Source organism: Sphingomonas sp. (assembly GCF_017304615.1).
Lineage (GTDB): Bacteria > Pseudomonadota > Alphaproteobacteria > Sphingomonadales > Sphingomonadaceae > Sphingomonas.
This window is the reverse complement of the sequence record NZ_JAFKLZ010000001.1, coordinates 287,551-304,754: the sequence shown is the minus strand read 5'-3', so window position 1 is coordinate 304,754 and position 17,204 is coordinate 287,551. Positions and strand designations below refer to the sequence as shown.

Here is a 17,204-nt window from a genome sequence, read left to right as displayed (position 1 = left end):
ATCCTCGTGGCGCGGCGACGCGCGCTAGAGAGATCAGGCTCGGGGCGGTCTAAGCGGTGACGCCGGATCCTCGCCTGGCGTGAAGCCGCTGGGGGTCATCTGCCACCGCACGACTTCCCTAGCCGCATAGAGCGGCGCGGTCGTCACCGACGGGAGATCGATGCCTTGGCCGACCATATGCGCGGCGACATGGATAGGCGCATCGGGATCGACCGATCCGCTATCGCTGTGGACATGCGTCACCGACGCAGCGTGGATCGGGTCGTCGTCATGGAAGCTCGCGCTGTGCCACGTCGACACGGCGCTCATCGTCATCACCGCGAGGATGGCGAGGATGACGCTCAAGAGCGCGGGTCGAGGACGCCGGATGGGCACGGTCCGCAGCCTATGCGAACGCCCCAGTGGCGGCAAGACGATGGCGGTCATGATTTGGGCCAATCAGGATGACGCTTGTCGATCACGAAGTCGTGCTCGCCCTCCGCATGGTGCGGGTCGTCGGCCGCCAGGTCGCCATGAGCGTGAGCGACCACGTCGGGGTCGTTGGCGGGCCACAGCCACAGCGCCAGCAGCGTGCCGATCGCGGCGATCACCGCCATGCCCCCGAATGCTGCGGCCATGCCGACCCGCGCACCGAGCTGGCCGACCAGCGGATAGCAGATCAGCCAGCAGACATGGCTGAGCGCGAATTGCGCCGCGAACAGTGCGGGTCGATCCTCGGCATGAGCGGAGCGGCGCAGCAGCCGGCCCGATGGCGTGACGCTCGCCGAATAGGCCACACCCATCACCAGCCAGCCGGCAAGTAGCACGAACCAATAGCCCCCGCTCTTTCCCATCACGAGAGTGACCACCGCCATCGCCGCGAGCACCATCGTCATCAGCGCGGCGGCAACCAGCATCACCGTGCGATCGGAGATGCGATCAAGGATGCGCGGCAGGGTCAGCGCCGCCGTGATCGATCCGCCGCCGAACGCCGCCAAGGTCAGCGCGACGTCGCGCTGGCTCAGGCCCATTCCCCGCACGATGACCACGGTGTTGACGATCACCATCGCGCTGGCCGCCGCCGCCGCCAGTGTCAGCGCCAGCAACCCACGCAGGCGCGGCGTCTTCAGGTAGATGCGCGTGCCGCGCGTCGTCTTGTCGTAGATGCCACCTTCATCCTCGATCGGCTTCGGACGCGGCAGCGTCGTCGAGACGACGAGCAGCGCCGAGGCGACGAACCCGATCGCGGTGCCCGAAAACAGCCAGTGGTAACTGATCAGCGTCAGCAGCCCCGCCGCCAGGATCGGGCTGGTCAGGCTCTCCATGTCATAGGCCAGCCGCGACAGTGACAGCGCGCGGGTATAATCGCGCTCTTCCGCCAGGACGTCTGGAATCGTCGCCTGGAAGGTCGGGGTAAAGGCGGCCGAAGCCGACTGAAGCACGAAGATCAGGACATAGACCTGCCACACCTGTGTGACGAACGGCAGGCAGACGGCGACGCCGGCGCGCAGCACGTCCATCGCGACGAGCAATGCCCGACGCGGCACCTTGTTCGCGAACGCCCCGGCGATCGGGGCAACGCCGATGTAGGCGACCATCTTGATCGCGAGCGCGGTCCCGAGCACGGCTCCGGCATCGCCACCGGCGATGTCGTAGGCGAGCAGTCCAAGCGCGACCGTGGCCAACCCCGTCCCGATCAGCGCGATGATCTGCGCCAGGAACAGATGGCGATAGGTGCGGTTGGCGAGCACGGAGAACATACTGGCCCCTTATCCCCCCAGGGGGATATATGTCCATCCCCCCGGGGGGATATTTTCTCGACAGCGGGATGACGGTGTGGGAGAGAGCGGTATGGCACACGTCACCCACCCCGCCATTATCAAGCGGCTCAACCGCGCCGCCGGTCACCTGCGCAGCATCGTCGGCATGATCGACGAGGAACGGCCCTGCGTCGACATCGCCCAGCAACTTCAGGCCGTCGAGAATGCGATCGCCAGCGCGAAACGGGCGTTGATCAACGACCATATCGACCATTGCCTGGTGCATGCCGAGGACGGCGAGGGTCCGCAGCACGCGATCGAGGAGTTCCGGGCGATCTCGAAATATTGGTGACCGGCATTTATCGCCTGCCTTTGGGCGCGACGGGTGATCGCCTCTGTCAGCCTCGAAGCCTAGCCATTGGCCAAGGTGTGCAGGGCAATCTGGCCATGGGCGACGATGCCGTGAGCGATAAGATTTACGAGTTGCCGTTCCGCGCGCCGGATGCCCTCGTCCCAGCCATCGGGTTTTGCCGGCTTGTGGATCAGCTCATGGGGTTCAAGAACAAAGTGGCCCCGGACATGCTCGGGCGGCATGATGACGGTGCGCCTGCCGATCAGGCTTAAGCGACAGTTGGGATAGGAGTAGACGGCGATGTTGCGGGGCGCGGCGACGGTTAGGCCGACCATCTCATAGCCGCGATCGGTGTGATCGAACGCCAAATGGACGATATCGGTATCGGCCTGTCGCGCCATTTGCCCCAAACCTACCCGCTTGGCGGCATCCAGCGGCTCACCCGCGACGATGGCGACGCCCGGCTGCATCGTCCGCCGCCGCAACAGCATATGAGTTACAGCGTGAACGTAGCGCGTCGCGATCTCGACTTCGTTGGACATATGCAGTTCCTTTTTCATCCCCGCCATGGGGATCACTGCCTCCTGTCCACACCACTAATTTGCATTCTGGTGGTTCCGGTCATCGCTCGGCACCGCCCCGCGAAATTCCGGCCTGATCATCATCACGGTCGCGATCGATATCGGGCGCTTGCTCCGTCGGCGCTGGCTCGATCTCGCTCGAAGGTGCCTGTTGCAAGGGACTCTTATGGAGCGAGGGCACTGCGGTCGGCGTAGAAGATCGCAAGCGCTCCCGCTCAGCCAGACTCAGCTGGCGCGATACCGGTGCGGTCGCTTTATCTGCCGTCGGACGGCCAATCGACAATAAGATCGATTTGCCAGCGGGATTGTTGAGGATCCGGCCTACTACCGCACGCACAATAGGATCGTCAGTCACCACGCGCAAATTAGGGCCGGTTCGATAGAGATGCGCCTGATTGGAACGGATCGCCGCCCGCAGGTCGCCAAGCTCGCTCGCAATTTCCGATACACGCGAAGCAGGAAGATCTCGTATCGCGGAATCGAACATGGTTAGATCGATGGGCATGCTGCCCAACGGCGCGCTAAGCTCGAGCCTGTTGGGCGCAGCAATAGGCCGGGGTCCGATTGCAGTTGAACGCCGCTGGACGCCCGACACCGGCACCTGGTCCACCCCACCGATCCTTGCGGCTTGCGCAATGATTCCGGTCATCGGCGGTCGAGGCAAATTAAGACGACCTAGCTCAACATCCATTCGCATCGTAGCCAACGCATCGCGTAGCGACAGCGCTCGTTGCCGCAGTGCTGCCTGGTGCACCTTCCTCAACTCGGCCTGACGACGCGCGGCGCTCTCGGTCATGCTACGCACGCGCGCACCAGCGTCGCTCCCTCCCTTTCGAAGAAGTTTGCCGAGGCGTCGCCGGCCCTGCCTATTTATCTCAGCTGTAGAATGAATTGCGTCACGCAGGTTTGCGATACGTCTAGCCTGCGTCGCCATTCGCGCCGCCAAAACCAGATCTGCACGATCTGCTCGAACTCGATGCGACAATTCAGCAAGTTCTCTAGTCGCCCTCAATAGAATGGCCCGACGCGACATATCGCCGAGGTGATCGACGGCTTTTGCGCTCTCGACCAAGCGGGCGCGAATATCCTTGCGTAACGTTGAGATCCGGGCGCGAGCGACGAGCCGATCGCGGCGTTCGTGCAACGCCAGCGTGCGCCGACGCAGATCGGCCAGCATCACCGTGAGCTGGAGCGCGCCACGCTGCTCCCCAATGGCTTTCTGCGCTGCCAAGCATTCGATCTTTATCTCGCTCAGCATCGTCGTTCGAACCCGACCGATCGTCCGGCCGATCTCGACATGGCGATGTGCGATTGCGACCAAATCGTTGGCGCAGGAGCCGACAATCTCGCTCAGGCTGCGGTTCTTCTTGGCCTCGACCAGCTTCTCCTCGGCGGCCAATACCGCCTTACGCCGTTCGATCGTGCGGACACGGCCCTGATGCTTATCGACGGGTGCGACGGCGCGGATCGTATAGCGCCTGGCGATGCCCGCCTCGGTCAGATGATGGTTGAACAGATTCACGGTGTAGCGTCGCCACACCTTGAGCATTGCCGGATGAAAGAGATCACGCGTTTTCGTCTTCGCGAACGTCCATTCATAATCGCCCACGCGTTCAAAAGCGCGAGTCAGCACTAGCGCGTGCATATGATAATTCCGTTGGTCGCCGCCGGGATCCGGGGCATGCAACACAAGCAGGTAGGGTAGCTTGTGCCGGTCGAACTGACGCGCATAGGCTGCCGCGATGTCACGCCGACGCTCTGGGCTGATGTCGTGCGGCAGCGGCACGATGATTGACTTGTAGAGTTGGCCGGTAGGGTCGATCTCGCGCTCCAGATCCTCGGCCGCGTCGAGGAACGTAACCAGTTCGCGCGCGAATTCATCGCTGTCACGGCTAACATGCGGCGGAACGATCGAGGTGAAGATCGCCGCCTCAGGCGCTAGTTCCAACGCGGCCTGGTTGATGCAATAGCGCGCGAAACGCGAGCATTCTCGACGACGGTATCTACTCCGTCCCTGTCCGCCCATGCTCCGGCCTTTGATTCGCCAGACCAATCCGGTCTGCGGCGAAAATCTGGTGTTGCTCCAGCTTGGCAGGACCACGCGTTCGAATCGTTCACGCTGACGATAGTGACGACGCCCACCATACCTGGTGACCTTCGAGCGGTCGGCTTTCGCCACCTTCACACGGATGGTCTTGCGTTTGAGCCACGCTTCCTCTTCGCGCACGCGCTGGCGCGCCGCACGCTGCTCGGCAAGTTCCGCAAACGTTTCCTTCTTGCGCTGCAACTGCCGCCGCCGAGCCGCGCGATCGGCGTTGCGGCGGCTTCGTTCTTCCGGACTGAGCCGAGCATGCTTGCCATGGCGAGGCTGCGCTTCGGTCTGCCGCAGCGACCGGCTCGCATGGTTGAGCATTAGCGACGACGTATGGCATTCGGCGGCGATCTCGCCGTCCCTTGCCCGCCGTGCACCAACATAAAAGGTCGCCATTTCTCGCCCTGTCCCGAGGAGGGGGTGGAGCACGATGAAATCCCCCCATCCGTCAGCGGTGGGGCGGATTTCGCGGTTACTGCGCACCACCCCCTCCATTTGACTGACCTGATCTGCCCCTCCGTCGCAGCTCAGTCAGGACACGGGATCATTGGCGTTGGTCGTGATCAAGCCGAGTCCAATAGACACGGGTGAGGTAACTCCGCGTATCGCGTGTCCTATCCGCCGCTGACGCCGCGGTTGGCGAAGACTAAATCGACGGGGTGAGCAGTGGCGGCACCCACGCCGCTTCCCGCAGCCCTTGCGAAAGCGGCGTCGGCGACACGCTGCTCACGATCACCGGCATCATAGATGCCTACGAGGATGTCGTGAGCGCATATGCCTACCGATGCTGCAGCTCTGCTTGCTACCGCCAAGGCGACCGCGAAGCGTGCGGCGGCGCGTTACGCGCATCATGTCGCCTATGTCGGCGAAGCCGAGCGCGAGCACCGCCTGGCCGCAACGTGGCATCTGCGCCGAGCATCGGACGAGGGATCAGTCGATAATCGTATCTATGAGAACGGTTCGAATGAGCAATGCCTGGGCGGGCTGCTGCTCAACCCCATCGCGCTCCTCGGACTGAAGGCGGCCGGTGCAATCGCATATCCCTGGTTGATTGCAGCCTCCGCCGAAGATCCGACCGGCACCTATATCGATCACGCCACCGCCGTTTTCCGGAACCGGGAGCGGTATCACTGGTGTGTGGAGCTGGGCGCCTACCACCGTTTTCAGTGGAAGCGCTCGGTATACCAGAGCGAAGTTCACGATTGGCAGACGTCGCCCGCTGCGCAGAATCCCGATGCGCCATGGCGCCGCCGTAGGCCCAGAGCACCGCAACGGTATCTGCTTTTTCTCATTGTTGATTGTCTTGCGGCGGCAGATCGGTGGGTCGACCCACCGAATGCCGCCGCAAATCGTGGCGCCGTCCACGATTGGCTTCACGAGCATGGCGGCAATCCCATGTTTTGGTGCCTGCCGGCCGTGCCGGCGGCGTGGATCGAAAAAGGCGCATGATATGATCGCTGCAAATGAGTTGGACGCGGTTCTGCGTCGCAGCAAGGAACTCTACGACCGTCAGACCCGCATCGATGCGCGGGCCGCCACGATGGCGCGTGCGATCGACGAGGGTAACTGGGATGCTACGGAATATAGATATATTGAAAATGCATATACCGCGCTTGGCGTGGACCTCGCAGAGCTGCTCGAAGAGCTAGGTCGTTTGACGAGCAATGACGACAGCATGGCAGTGACAGAGTAGTATCTACAATGGCCGGTTCAGACGATCCGAACCCCATGACCGAGGCCGCTCGGGCGGCAAGAGTCATGTTCAATGACGATCTGGCTGACAAGCTGGACGGGTTACCCGACTTCCAGGAACGTTGGGTCGATGCGCATTTGCACGGTAGCGTGGCGGAGGATGAGCGCCACGGGATGGCGATCCGTAACGTCGACCGCAGTCCCCTGGCACCAGGACTGTATGCTCCGGCTTATGCGCGACTCAACGTATCGGATGTTCCGGACCGGATTGAATACGTCGCCCCCTATCTGCGGGCGTTGATCGCGCGCAATCCACGCGGAACTCGTGACGAAACGGGGTTTGTAGCCGCGACCATCGCGGAAGTAACCCGAACGATCGGCCCGATTGACCGCATCGCCGAGACGATGTGGACGATCCGATCACAATCACCCGCTCTCTACGCCGCCGCGATGCTTGGTGACTTTCCGGCTGCGGCATTTCTGTTCGAGCAATCTTCAATTGAGAGCACGCCATCGCTCGTTGCGGCATTGGCTGGATTGCGGGCGATTTGGGCGGCAGCCGATGTCCAGCGGGTTGCCGTTCACGGTCGCGACGATGTCCAGCGACTGCTTATTCCGTGGTTCATGAAGATTTTCGGCGCGATGAACACTGTCGCCGACGTGGTCAATCTGATGAAGCGTGCAGAATTTTCCATCGATCGGCTCTATCGAAGCGCCGACCTCGCCAGTGAAGCCGGCAAGGAAAAGGTGCAGATCCATGGTCCCAAAGGGCCGCTGATCGCGACAGTCGAAGACGTCGCGGCTCCTCTCGAGCAGCGGATGACGGACGGCGCCAAAACGATCGTGAAGGAGCGCACCGTTGCGATTGCCGAACAGGCAGCGACCATCATAGGCGCGCTCCAAGCCGATACTGCCGACCAATCGCACAAGGCTACCATCCACCAATGGCAGTTCGCCAACCTGAGCCCGGTCGCTGCGCTGTTCGTAACCTGCTACCGCTTTGCCGAAGAGGAAGCGGCGATGGCCCGCATCATTGCCCGAGGCACGATGAGCGATGATCTGTGGTCAGCTGCCCGGCGACCATTCCCGGCCTCAATTGACCGCAAGCTATGGACGCGTGCCATCAACCTCGGCGACGCTGCGCGACGCGCGATGTTGCAGGATGTAGATCTCAACAACGATACTGCTGCTGATCGACACCCCACCCAATGGGCTATCCAGGCCCAAGCGACGGCTCGGACTTTCCTCGCCGACATTGGCTCGATCGCGCTCCGTCCAAACGGCACGCTCGACCGCGATCTCCTATCGCGAACCGAGTTCAGGGCCGCCCATATGTTCGATCTTTCACACCTGGCGCGAACGTGTTTCGTTACAAGCGATTCGTAGCGCCCGACCTAGCGTAGCTAACATAGATATTAATTTCCTACGGGTGGCGATCGAAGCGCAGGCCAGCCGCGTGTAGAAACGCATGATTGCGTAGCCGCGCGTCAGCGAGCAAATCCTTCCACTCGATAACCTCAACGATACCCCGGAATTTTCCGCCTAGCTCCTGAATACGCCCGCGTCCGTTTGCGGTAGTGCGCCAGCCATTTGTGTGAATTTCCAGCTTTCCGACGATATCGGCGACAACGTAACAGTAGAAAACGCAATCGTCGGCAATGCGCACTCGCGCATTATTGAAATCCTCGATCTGGCCCGCCTTGAGCTTGGTGATGTATTCGCTGATCTGGTTCATCGGCGAATATCGCTCCTCGTAATCCCTGCGGCCGGGATGCTTGAACTCCACTAGCATGACCTTTGTCAGCGGGTCCTCACCCTCCGCGCCTAGACCATACAGCCGATCATATATCAGCAAATCCGGACGCTTCGTGCTGTCCTCTCCGACCAGGATCTGCGTGAAGGGCACGTCGGACGCGAAGTATTTCTGAAAGGTCAGTCGTTCGTCGATTATCCACAGATCGTGGTCGGATTGCTCCACCTTCGACGGATCATCGCCCCGCAGCTTCATGGGGCAGATGAACTGGTGTAACGTTTCCTCAAGCTGAAAGTTTTGCGAGCCGTCCTCGCGCTCGCGAATGCGCCGAAGCAGCACTTCCATCACATCGAGGACGGTCTTCCGGCGGAGGACATACTCGGTGAGCTGCCGCTGTTCCTCCGCACGAATCTCGTCGGCGGCTTGCCGCACGGAGGCCGCGAAATCGGCTGGTATCGTTTGATTGCCATCGAGCTGAGCCACGATCTGCTCGATCGTGTCATTTCGCTCCTTATCCCGGCGAATTCGGAACGGGATGAGGGCGCGGGCAAACTCCTCGGGTTTGATCGCGTTCTTTGGGGTTCGTTCCAGCAATTGCTCGGCGGCTTCAAACCCGAACGATGGATATTCATTGACGAAGCTGCGCAGCGTTCCGAGGCGATGATCATCGAACTCGCGAACCTCGTCTCCGATAGCCGTCGAGCGCACATATCCGGCGCATTCGCGCACGATTTCTTCGACGATGGATTCGTCGAAATTGAACTGGGTCCGCTCTTGGTTGACACGCTCGTCCAGATAATCACCGGACACGCAACCGTGATAAACCTGATCGGCTTCGGCACCGAAGCGGCCAATCCCGATTAACCCATCAATTTTGCGCGTGGTAACGGTGCGACCGTTGGCGACCAAGTGAATTTGGTGGAGACCGTCGAAGTTGGCGCTGGCGTTCTTGTGGCAGACAAAACTCGCCAGCGAGAGGTCGCCAAACTCCCCCGTCGATAGAGTGGCGATGCCCCGGTCCTCGATCTTGAGGTTCTGAATTTCCTCTGGGAAGGTTGTCGAGTTCCCTTCGATATCGACAACAATCTTTGGCGAGCGACCGAGGATAAAATCGGCGAAAAAGTGAGAGCCGAAGTGCTTGACGATCGTCGCGCCCTGGCTGGGAAATTTACTGCGATAGGCGCTTCCGCGTAAACCCGAGAATGTTACCGACGTGCCAGTTGGATTCTCAGGACCACCGACCTCGACCATGGACTCCTCAGTAATCTGATCCTGAGATTCTAGCCGAAAGGTGAACGACCTCCGCCAGACCGCCCCATTCTCTCTAAAGGCGCTGACAACCTTAATTTTCTCGAACGCATCGAGCCACAGAAGGCGGCCGACGCCCTTACCTCCGCGCGACATTTTATAGTCGGTGTCAGTTGTGCAAAACGCCTTGAAGCGAGGCGCCTCGAGTCCAATCCCATTGTCATCGACGATGATCTCGATCTCGTCCGGCGATCGCGGGTTGTTGATCGTAACCGCAATCGAGCCTTTGGTCTGGAACAGGCTTTCGCCGTAAGCGTCCTCGATTGCGTGGAGTGAGTTGCTCACAGCTTCAAAGACCGGTTGCAGCGCCTCCGCAGCCTGCGACGGCTTGGGAAGCCGCTTCACGCGATTGACGATATCGCCTTGCATCGAGGTCATTGTCGTTCCCTGGAAAGCAAACTTGGCCTGCGCCGTCGGCAACAAGCGAGAAAATTGAGCCGATTGCTACCGCAACCGGCTCAATCGCACATCTGCATTTTTAGTGCTTAGGCCGGATAGGCCTTAACGAAGCGCCGCCAGTCTGCCTCGAACTGGCGGTGCATCTCAGCGGGTGCATCCGCGAACATCGCATGTTCCTCCGAATACCCCGCTGCATCCGCCGTGGCCGTCAGCGTCACGATATGGGTATGAGGAAGGCGTGCGGAGCGGCTACCGCCAGCCCGATGCTGAACGATCATCGACGACAGTTGCTTCGGTCGAAGAAACGTCAGGGCATAAGCCAGGGTCATGTCCATCTGGTCATGGATCGTGCGATCCTTTGGAAACACGAGCGTCTGCACGATTGCGGTGATGTTCTGACCCGGCGCCATATCGGCGTCGTAATCCTCAAACAGCCGGCGGGGACTAGGCACATCTGCCGTGCGTGGCGCTAGGACGATACGGTGGTCGTGAGCGGTGATCGCCCATTCCGAACCTGCTGCTGCAACCTCCTCATCGGTTGGCCGTCGCGGCTGGAGCTTGGCTCGCGCCAGGTCCGAGACTCTGTTGGTCGCGCCATCCCTGCCGCGCGCCCAATAAATGGCGAATTTGAAATCGGTATCACCGCCCAGCTTGGCAGGGTCGTCATATACCATGTCGGCGGCTTCGCCCGGACTGATCCACTTCGACATGGTCAGCCCTCCATCTCGGCGTTGAAGAACTGTCGCGCCGCGACAAGGCCGCGCCGCCGATCGAGATCATTGGTGGCAGGGAGCGTTTTCGGCACGAGCCGGTCGGTGGTGAGCAGGAACGACGGCTCCTCGTCGACGCGCGCGCGAGGATCGGGCACGAGCCACAAATCTCCGCTCGTACTTAGCCACGGCAGATGCGGCCCGTAACGGACGACACCGATGCTCGACCAAATGCATATCGAGGCGAAGACCTGTCGCTCGCCGGATGCCGCATGGCCGAGGCTGACGATAATGGCATCGCTGCGCGCTTGGCGAACGGCGCTGGCAGTCGGCTCGAAAGCCTTGGCGTGCGAGCCAGCCACGGGTAGCAACAGCAATTCGGCCGCCGGGACATAGTGGAAAGCCCAGTGCTCGGGCGGGAGCGCGAACGTGACGCTGCGGTCTATCGTCCAGCCCGCCTTCCTAGCGAAGGCGAGTGTTGCCGCACCCACTTCGGTAGCAGGCACGTTAATCATGTCATTGTGGTCAGTCATTGAGATTCCAGGGTCAGCGCGTCGTCGCTGGCTGAGGCGCGAAGCGCAGTTCATTTCACCTTCCGGTTCAGCCGAAAGGCGCCCTCGAATTTCTCTTCAAAGTGATACAAACGGGTGGTCCAAAACGCGTTTGCGCGTCGGACCCTCCCAGGCTATTCTCCCTCGTAGCGTCAACCCGCCACCCCCTCCCGTAGGGGTCACCATTCGCCGGAGAGCGATAGCGACGGTGCTTCCGCAGGAGCGGGATTCGGACAATTCAATTGTGAGCCATTCCAGCTGTCGCCGGAATGCGAAGGTGATTCGATGACTTTGGCGCTCGCCACCGAACTCGACGAGATCAATCAGCAATTCTCCGCCGCACTCCACGCGCTCGAAGCGGCGCTGCGTTCCGACGAACCCGATTTGGTTGACCTCGGCAAGCGCCGGACGGCGTTGGCGCGACACGCGCGCGTGCGGCTCAACTTTATCGACGGCAAGCTGTGCCCGCTCTTAGCCGCTGGTCCGACCCCCGCCCACGGCGCGGCGGCACGCCAGCTCCGCCAACGGATCGGCGACATATTCGCGGCCTCCAATCGCCACATCGGGGATTGGAGCAGCGCCGACATCGCCGCCGATTGGGACGGCTATCGCGATGCGACGCGCGCGATGGCGGCTCAGGTTAAGGCTCTGCTCGCGATGGAGCGGCGCGACGTCTATCCTCTGCTCGCCACCGCCGTCTGACCCCTCGCCCTTGGGAGCGCATCTCCCTATCGTCGGGCGATGCTAGGCATTCGTTCCGCCATCGCCCGACGGATTCGCGGGCTGCTGTCCGATCCGGCCAGCCCGCGGATCGAGCTGGCGCGCGACGGCAGCGGTCTGTTCGCGCCCGATTCGGTGAGTTGGCGCGTGCATATCGATGTGACGGGGATGATGGTCGGCGGGATCGCCGCGTTGATGCTCCAAATGCTGCATCCCAAGGTGCTGGCCGGGGTGTGGGACCATTCGGGGTTCCGCGAGGACATGAACGCCCGGCTGCGCGGCACCGCGCGCTTCATCGCGCAAACGACGTTCGAAACGCGAAGCTCGGCCGAGGCGCAGATCGAGCGCGTGCGGCACATCCATGACAAGGTGTCGGGGACATTGCCCGACGGGACGCCCTATTCGGCGAACGATCCACGGCTGCTCGCCTGGGTGCACGTGGCGGAGGCGACGAGCTTTCTCGCCGGCTGGATACGCTACGGCGAGCCCGGGATGAGCTTGGCCGACCAGGACCGATATTTCGCCGAGATCGCGGTGATCGGCGAGTTGCTAGGCGCGGCTCCCGTGCCCAGGAGCCGCGCCGAGGCCGAGGCGCTGATCGCCGATTTCCTGCCCGAATTGAAGTCGGACGAGCGGAGCCGCGAGGTGCTCAACCTGTTGCTCCACCAGCGCGCGCCGAGTCTCGCGCTGGTGCCGTTCCAGGCGCTGACGATGAACGCCGCGATCGAGTTGCTGCCCGACTGGGCGCGGCGGATGCATGGCCTTCCGACGCCGACGCTGAGCAAGCCCGCGATCCGTCTCGGCACGCGCGGGATCGCCGAGACGGTGCGTTGGGCGTTACGCGACTAGCGACCGGCGGCGCGCGTAGAGTATGTAGATCGCCAGCCCGATCGCGTTCCACACGAAGAACGAGATCTGCGTGATGCTCTGCAGGCTGGTAAAAAGATAGAGGCAGCCCAAAATCGCGCCCGGCGCCACCAGCCATGCGAGCGGCGTCCGGAACGGCCGCCGTCCCTCGGGCTCCCGCCACCGCAGTACCAATACGCACACGGCCACGGCGATGAAGGCACAGATCGTCCCGGCATTGGCCAGGCTGGCGATGACGTCGAGCGGGACGAGCGCGGCAAGAATGGACACCAAAACCGCCGTCACCGCCGTGATCCGCACTGGCGTACCGCGGCGCGATATCTTCGCAAGACCCGCCGGCAGGAAGCCATCGCGGGCCATCACCAGAAAGATTCGGCTCTGCCCATATAGGAAGCCAAGGATCACCGTCGGGAGAGCAATCACCGCCGCAGCCGCGACGATGGTCGCGACCTTCCCCTGTCCGACCTCGCGCAGAATCAGCGCCAAGGGCTCGGTACTACTGGCGAATTTGGTGAAATGCAGGGCGCCCAATGCGGCGGCGGCAACGACGATGTAGATGGCGGTACAGAGTATCATCGATCCGACGATCCCGATCGCCAAATCCCGATCGGGGTTTTTCGCTTCCTCCGCCGCGGTCGAGATCGCATCGAAGCCATAAAACGCGAAGAAGATGATCGCCGCCGCCGGCATCACGCCGAGTTTTACCCAACTGCCGCCGATAGGATCGCACTTTGTGGCGCCACTGGCATAACCGTAAGGCGCGAAGGGGTTCAGGTTGGCCGCGTCGAAATGCGGCAGTGCCACCGCGACAAACAGCGCCAGCGTGACGATCTTGATGACGACGAGCAGCGTATTGACGCGCGCGCTTTCACGCGTTCCCAAGCTTAGCAGTCCCGCCACCACGGCAATGATCAACACCGCGGGCAAATTGATCCCGAAGCTGGCGGCGCTCGTCGTGCCGGTGCATTTCGCCCCGGCAAGCGCAGGGCCGTGCGCCAGATACGCTGGCAGATCGATGCCTATTCCATGGAGGAAGCCGACCGCGTAGCCGGACCAGCCAACCGCGACTGCGGACACCACCAGCGAATATTCGAGGATCAGCGACCAACCGACCACCCAGGCGATCACCTCGCCCAACGTCGCATAGCTGTAGGTATAGGCACTGCCCGACGCCGGGATCATCGTCGCCATTTCGGCATAGCACAGCGCCGCGCACGCACAGATCGCGCCCGCCACGACGAAACTGACCAGCACTGCCGGCCCCGCCCGATCCGCGCCGACCCCGATCAGCGTCAGGATGCCGGTGCCCACGATCGCGCCGACGCCCAAGGCGACGAGGTGCGGCCAGCTCAGCGTCCGCGCGAGTTGATGCTCGGGCGGCTGCTCGGTGATCAACTTGCGGCGAAAAAGACCCGACATGCAAACCCTCCCGTTCGGCCTGAGCTTGTCGAAGGCCTGCACTTTCTGCACAGGGTTAGATAGAAAACACAGCCCTTCGACAAGCTCAGGGCGAACGGTTTGGAGCTACCGATAATGGACGCGACCCTCGATTTCGGCCTCGGCGAGAATGCCGATATGATCCGCGACACGACGCGGCGTTTCGCCGCCGACCGCATCGCGCCGCTCGCCGCGAAGATCGATCACGAGGACTGGTTCCCGCGCGACCTGTGGCCGGAGATGGGCGAACTCGGCCTGCACGGCATCACTGTGCCGGAGGAGGATGGCGGGCTCGGCCTCGGCTATCTCGAGCATGTCGTCGCGTGCGAGGAAGTGTCGCGCGCCAGCGCCTCGATCGGACTCAGCTACGGCGCGCATTCGAACCTGTGCGTCAACCAGATCCGCCGCTGGGCGTCGCCTGAGCAGAAGGCGAAGTATCTCCCCAAGCTGATCTCCGGCGAGCATGTCGGCAGCCTGGCCATGTCGGAAGCCGGCGCCGGGTCCGACGTCGTATCGATGAAGCTCAAGGCCGAGCCGGTTCAGGGGGGCTACGTCCTCAACGGCACCAAGTTCTGGATCACCAACGCGGCCTATGCCGACACGCTCGTGGTCTACGCCAAGACCGGCGAGGGATCGCGCGGCATCACGACGTTCCTGATCGAAAAGGACATGCCCGGTTTCTCGATCGGGCAGAAGATCGACAAGGTCGGGATGCGCGGCTCTCCGACCGCCGAACTGGTGTTCGACGATTGCGAAGTGCCCGAGGAAAATGTGATGGGCCCGCTCAACGGCGGGGTCGGCGTGCTGATGTCGGGGCTCGACTACGAGCGCACCGTGCTCGCCGGCATCCAGCTCGGCATTATGCAGGCCTGCCTCGACGTGGTCGTGCCGTACGTCCGCGAACGCAAGCAGTTCGGCAAGGCGATCGGCCAGTTCCAGCTGATGCAGGCCAAGGTCGCCGACATGTACGTCGCGCTCAATTCGGCGCGGGCGTATGTCTATGCCGTGGCGAAGAATTGCGACGCCGGGCTGACGACACGATTCGACGCGGCTGGCGCGATCCTGCTCGCGAGCGAGAGCGCGGTGAAGGTCGCGGGCGAAGCGATCCAGGCGCTGGGCGGCGCCGGCTATACCAAGGACTGGCCGGTCGAACGCTATTGGCGCGACGCCAAGCTGCTCGACATCGGCGCGGGGACAAACGAGATCCGCCGCATGCTGATCGGGCGCGAATTGATCGGGGCGGGGCAATGAGCGAGATTGACTCGATTGACGGAGCAAGTCTCCCGGTTGAGAAAAGTTCGGCGCGACGCCGGGCCGATGCGATCAAGCAGTTCCGGTGCAAAAACTTGATCGCGGTCATCGAGAACCCTTCCGACATCCGAAACATCGGCACCGTGATCCGCAACGTCAACGCGTTGGGGATCGAGAAAGTGTACGTGGTCGATGAAAGACACTCGCTGCCCGACGACTGGCAAGACATGCGCGAGCGTAAATCCCTGAGCAAAACTTCGGTTTCAGCTGTCAAATGGAGTTTCGTGAAGCGTTTCGACAGCACCGATGCGTGTTTCGATCATCTGGAATTTAAGAACTTCAAATCCATCGTCACTTCGCCTCACGTGAAAGGAAAGAGGAGCATCTTCCTTCATGAGGGCGATTATACCGAGTTCACGAAGCTGGCAGTCTGGTTCGGCAGCGAAGCCGTCGGGATAAGTGATCGTGCGGTCGCGCGAAGCGAGATGTGCGTTTGCATCCCGATGTTCGGCATGATCGAGAGCCTCAACCTCGGCACGTCGTCTGGCATCGTTCTATATGAAGTCGCCAAACAGCGGCGCGAATATCAGAGCAAATATCGGCTGCGGGACAAACGGGGCGTGCGGGCTAAACCGCTGCCCACGATGTTAGCGCCAAAAGACCGATAGGCGAGGCGGCGACCGCAATGTGGCGCACTGTCCTGCTTTACGGCTTGGGCCTGGCGTCCGCCGCGGTCGCTCTTGAGCAACTCAAGTTCCGTTACGCCGCTTCCGAGATTTCGACCGATCTCTATGTCGGACTTATCGCGCTCGGGTTCACTGCGCTGGGCCTATGGGTAGGTCATCGCCTGACCGCCAGAAAGCCCGCCGCGCCGTTCGCGCGCAACGAAGCGGCGGTCGCGTCGCTCGGCCTGACCCGCCGCGAGTGTCAGGTGCTCGGCCTGCTCGCTTCGGGCCGGACCAACGAGGAACTGGCGAAGGCGCTCGGCGTGTCGCCCAACACGATCAAGTCCCACCTCGCCAGCCTGTTCGCCAAGCTGGAGGTCGACCGCCGGGTCAAGGCGATCGAGAAGGCGCGCTTCCTGTCGCTGATCGAATGACGAGCGCGCGATTCGCGTAAATCACCCGTTCGGGCGATAGTGCGTTGGCTGGCGGGCGGCGATGATTGCGCCGTCCAGTCGCAGGGGAATGCCATGAACCAGACGCTCCGGTATTCGTTGATCTACGGTGGCCTGTCCGCCGCCGTCCTCGCCGCCTTCATCGCCGTCATCGGTACGCTGCACGAACGCGTCGCGTTCGTCGCGACATTGACGTTCGGCTATTCGGTCATGCTGGTCGCGATGAGCTTCGTGTTCGTCGGGGTGAAGCGTTATCGCGACGTCGAAGGTGGCGGCGTGATCAAATTCTCGCACGCGCTCGGCCTGGGGCTGTTGATCGCCTTGATCGGTTGCATCGGTTACGTGCTGGTCTGGGAAGCATATCTCGCAATCACGCATTATCGCTTCATGGACGATTATATCGCCAAGATGCTGCGCGACGCACACGCGAGCGGCAAGAGCGCCGAACAGATCGCCAAAATGACCGCCGAGTTCGACGGCATGCGCACAATGTACGCCAACCCGCTGATCCGCATACCGATGACCTTCATGGAAGTCGGGCCGGTCGGCCTGCTCGTCGCCCTCGTCTCGGCGGCTCTGTTGCGCAATCCGCGGCTGTTCCCCGCGCGCAGCTAGACCACGCGCGGGGTTGCCCG

The 17,204-nt window shown here is 62.1% G+C and carries 18 protein-coding genes; 10 read left to right on the top strand and 8 right to left on the bottom strand.

All coding sequences use genetic code 11. The features are described from left to right. Nucleotides 1-33: 33 nt before the first annotated feature. Both J0J06_RS01585 and J0J06_RS01580 read right to left on the bottom strand, forming a co-directional pair. Nucleotides 34-345, bottom strand: coding sequence for a hypothetical protein (locus J0J06_RS01585; protein ID WP_294039610.1), 312 nt, complete (start codon nt 343-345; stop codon nt 34-36). A gap of 77 nt (nt 346-422) precedes the next feature. After that, nucleotides 423-1,739, bottom strand: a complete 1,317-nt coding sequence (locus tag J0J06_RS01580) for an MFS transporter (RefSeq protein WP_294039609.1) — start codon at nt 1,737-1,739, stop codon at nt 423-425. Nucleotides 1,740-1,830: 91 nt separating this feature from the next. On the opposite strand from J0J06_RS01580, the gene J0J06_RS01575 reads away from it, so the two are divergent. Next, nucleotides 1,831-2,091, top strand: a complete 261-nt coding sequence (locus J0J06_RS01575; RefSeq protein ID WP_294039608.1) for a metal-sensing transcriptional repressor — start codon at nt 1,831-1,833, stop codon at nt 2,089-2,091. Nucleotides 2,092-2,150: 59 nt separating this feature from the next. Here J0J06_RS01575 and J0J06_RS01570 read toward each other — a convergent pair whose 3' ends face one another. Together J0J06_RS01570 and J0J06_RS01565 are read right to left on the bottom strand one after the other, a co-directional pair. Next, entirely contained in the window at nt 2,151-2,633 is a 483-nt protein-coding gene (locus J0J06_RS01570) for a hypothetical protein (RefSeq protein WP_294039607.1), read from the bottom strand. A gap of 79 nt (nt 2,634-2,712) precedes the next feature. Next, complete coding sequence (locus J0J06_RS01565) at nt 2,713-5,160, bottom strand: hypothetical protein (RefSeq protein ID WP_294039606.1); 2,448 nt, start codon at nt 5,158-5,160, stop codon at nt 2,713-2,715. Nucleotides 5,161-5,538: 378 nt separating this feature from the next. On the opposite strand from J0J06_RS01565, the gene J0J06_RS01560 reads away from it, so the two are divergent. From J0J06_RS01560 to J0J06_RS01550, 3 genes are read left to right on the top strand one after another with little or no spacing between them, the layout of a single operon-like run. Beyond that, nucleotides 5,539-6,213, top strand: a complete 675-nt coding sequence (locus J0J06_RS01560; protein WP_294039605.1) for a hypothetical protein — start codon at nt 5,539-5,541, stop codon at nt 6,211-6,213. Nucleotide 6,214: 1 nt separating this feature from the next. After that, nucleotides 6,215-6,457: a hypothetical protein gene (locus tag J0J06_RS01555; protein ID WP_294039604.1), complete on the top strand. Its 243-nt coding sequence runs from the start codon at nt 6,215-6,217 to the stop codon at nt 6,455-6,457. A 35-nt stretch (nt 6,458-6,492) separates the two neighbouring features. After that, nucleotides 6,493-7,842 (top strand): hypothetical protein, encoded by a 1,350-nt coding sequence (locus J0J06_RS01550; protein ID WP_294039603.1) that lies wholly within the window; start codon nt 6,493-6,495, stop codon nt 7,840-7,842. Between the two features lie 37 nt (nt 7,843-7,879). On the opposite strand, the gene J0J06_RS01545 is transcribed toward J0J06_RS01550, so the two are convergent. The 3 genes from J0J06_RS01545 to J0J06_RS01535 all read right to left on the bottom strand — a co-directional run bounded on the left by J0J06_RS01545 (nt 7,880) and on the right by J0J06_RS01535 (nt 11,159). Continuing rightward, nucleotides 7,880-9,895, bottom strand: a complete 2,016-nt coding sequence (locus tag J0J06_RS01545; RefSeq protein WP_294039602.1) for an ATP-binding protein — start codon at nt 9,893-9,895, stop codon at nt 7,880-7,882. Nucleotides 9,896-10,002: 107 nt separating this feature from the next. Next, nucleotides 10,003-10,626, bottom strand: coding sequence for a hypothetical protein (locus J0J06_RS01540; RefSeq protein ID WP_294039601.1), 624 nt, complete (start codon nt 10,624-10,626; stop codon nt 10,003-10,005). A gap of 2 nt (nt 10,627-10,628) precedes the next feature. Then, on the bottom strand, nt 10,629-11,159 hold the full coding sequence (locus J0J06_RS01535; protein WP_294039600.1) for a hypothetical protein: 531 nt from the start codon (nt 11,157-11,159) through the stop codon (nt 10,629-10,631). Between the two features lie 303 nt (nt 11,160-11,462). Here J0J06_RS01535 and J0J06_RS01530 point away from each other — a divergent pair, with 303 nt between their 5' ends. Both J0J06_RS01530 and J0J06_RS01525 read left to right on the top strand, forming a co-directional pair. Further along, on the top strand, nt 11,463-11,879 hold the full coding sequence (locus J0J06_RS01530) for a hypothetical protein (RefSeq protein ID WP_294039599.1): 417 nt from the start codon (nt 11,463-11,465) through the stop codon (nt 11,877-11,879). 39 nt (nt 11,880-11,918) lie between these two features. Beyond that, nucleotides 11,919-12,746 (top strand): oxygenase MpaB family protein, encoded by an 828-nt coding sequence (locus J0J06_RS01525; protein ID WP_294039598.1) that lies wholly within the window; start codon nt 11,919-11,921, stop codon nt 12,744-12,746. Here the strand turns inward: J0J06_RS01525 and J0J06_RS01520 are convergent. Next, entirely contained in the window at nt 12,735-14,183 is a 1,449-nt protein-coding gene (locus J0J06_RS01520) for an amino acid permease (RefSeq protein ID WP_294039597.1), read from the bottom strand. The two genes, J0J06_RS01525 and J0J06_RS01520, sit on opposite strands and share 12 nt — an antisense overlap. A 114-nt stretch (nt 14,184-14,297) precedes the next feature. Between J0J06_RS01520 and J0J06_RS01515 the strand changes: the two genes are divergently transcribed. The 4 genes from J0J06_RS01515 to J0J06_RS01500 all read left to right on the top strand — a co-directional run bounded on the left by J0J06_RS01515 (nt 14,298) and on the right by J0J06_RS01500 (nt 17,184). Next, nucleotides 14,298-15,452 (top strand): isovaleryl-CoA dehydrogenase, encoded by a 1,155-nt coding sequence (locus J0J06_RS01515; RefSeq protein ID WP_294039596.1) that lies wholly within the window; start codon nt 14,298-14,300, stop codon nt 15,450-15,452. Next, the gene (locus J0J06_RS01510; RefSeq protein ID WP_294039595.1) at nt 15,449-16,120 is read left to right on the top strand and encodes an RNA methyltransferase; all 672 of its coding nucleotides are present in this window, start codon (nt 15,449-15,451) and stop codon (nt 16,118-16,120) included. The genes J0J06_RS01515 and J0J06_RS01510 overlap by 4 nt, the downstream gene beginning before the upstream one ends. A gap of 17 nt (nt 16,121-16,137) precedes the next feature. Then, nucleotides 16,138-16,551 (top strand): helix-turn-helix transcriptional regulator, encoded by a 414-nt coding sequence (locus J0J06_RS01505; protein WP_294039594.1) that lies wholly within the window; start codon nt 16,138-16,140, stop codon nt 16,549-16,551. 93 nt (nt 16,552-16,644) lie between these two features. Next, nucleotides 16,645-17,184 (top strand): DUF4199 domain-containing protein, encoded by a 540-nt coding sequence (locus tag J0J06_RS01500; RefSeq protein WP_294039593.1) that lies wholly within the window; start codon nt 16,645-16,647, stop codon nt 17,182-17,184. Nucleotides 17,185-17,204: the final 20 nt, after the last annotated feature.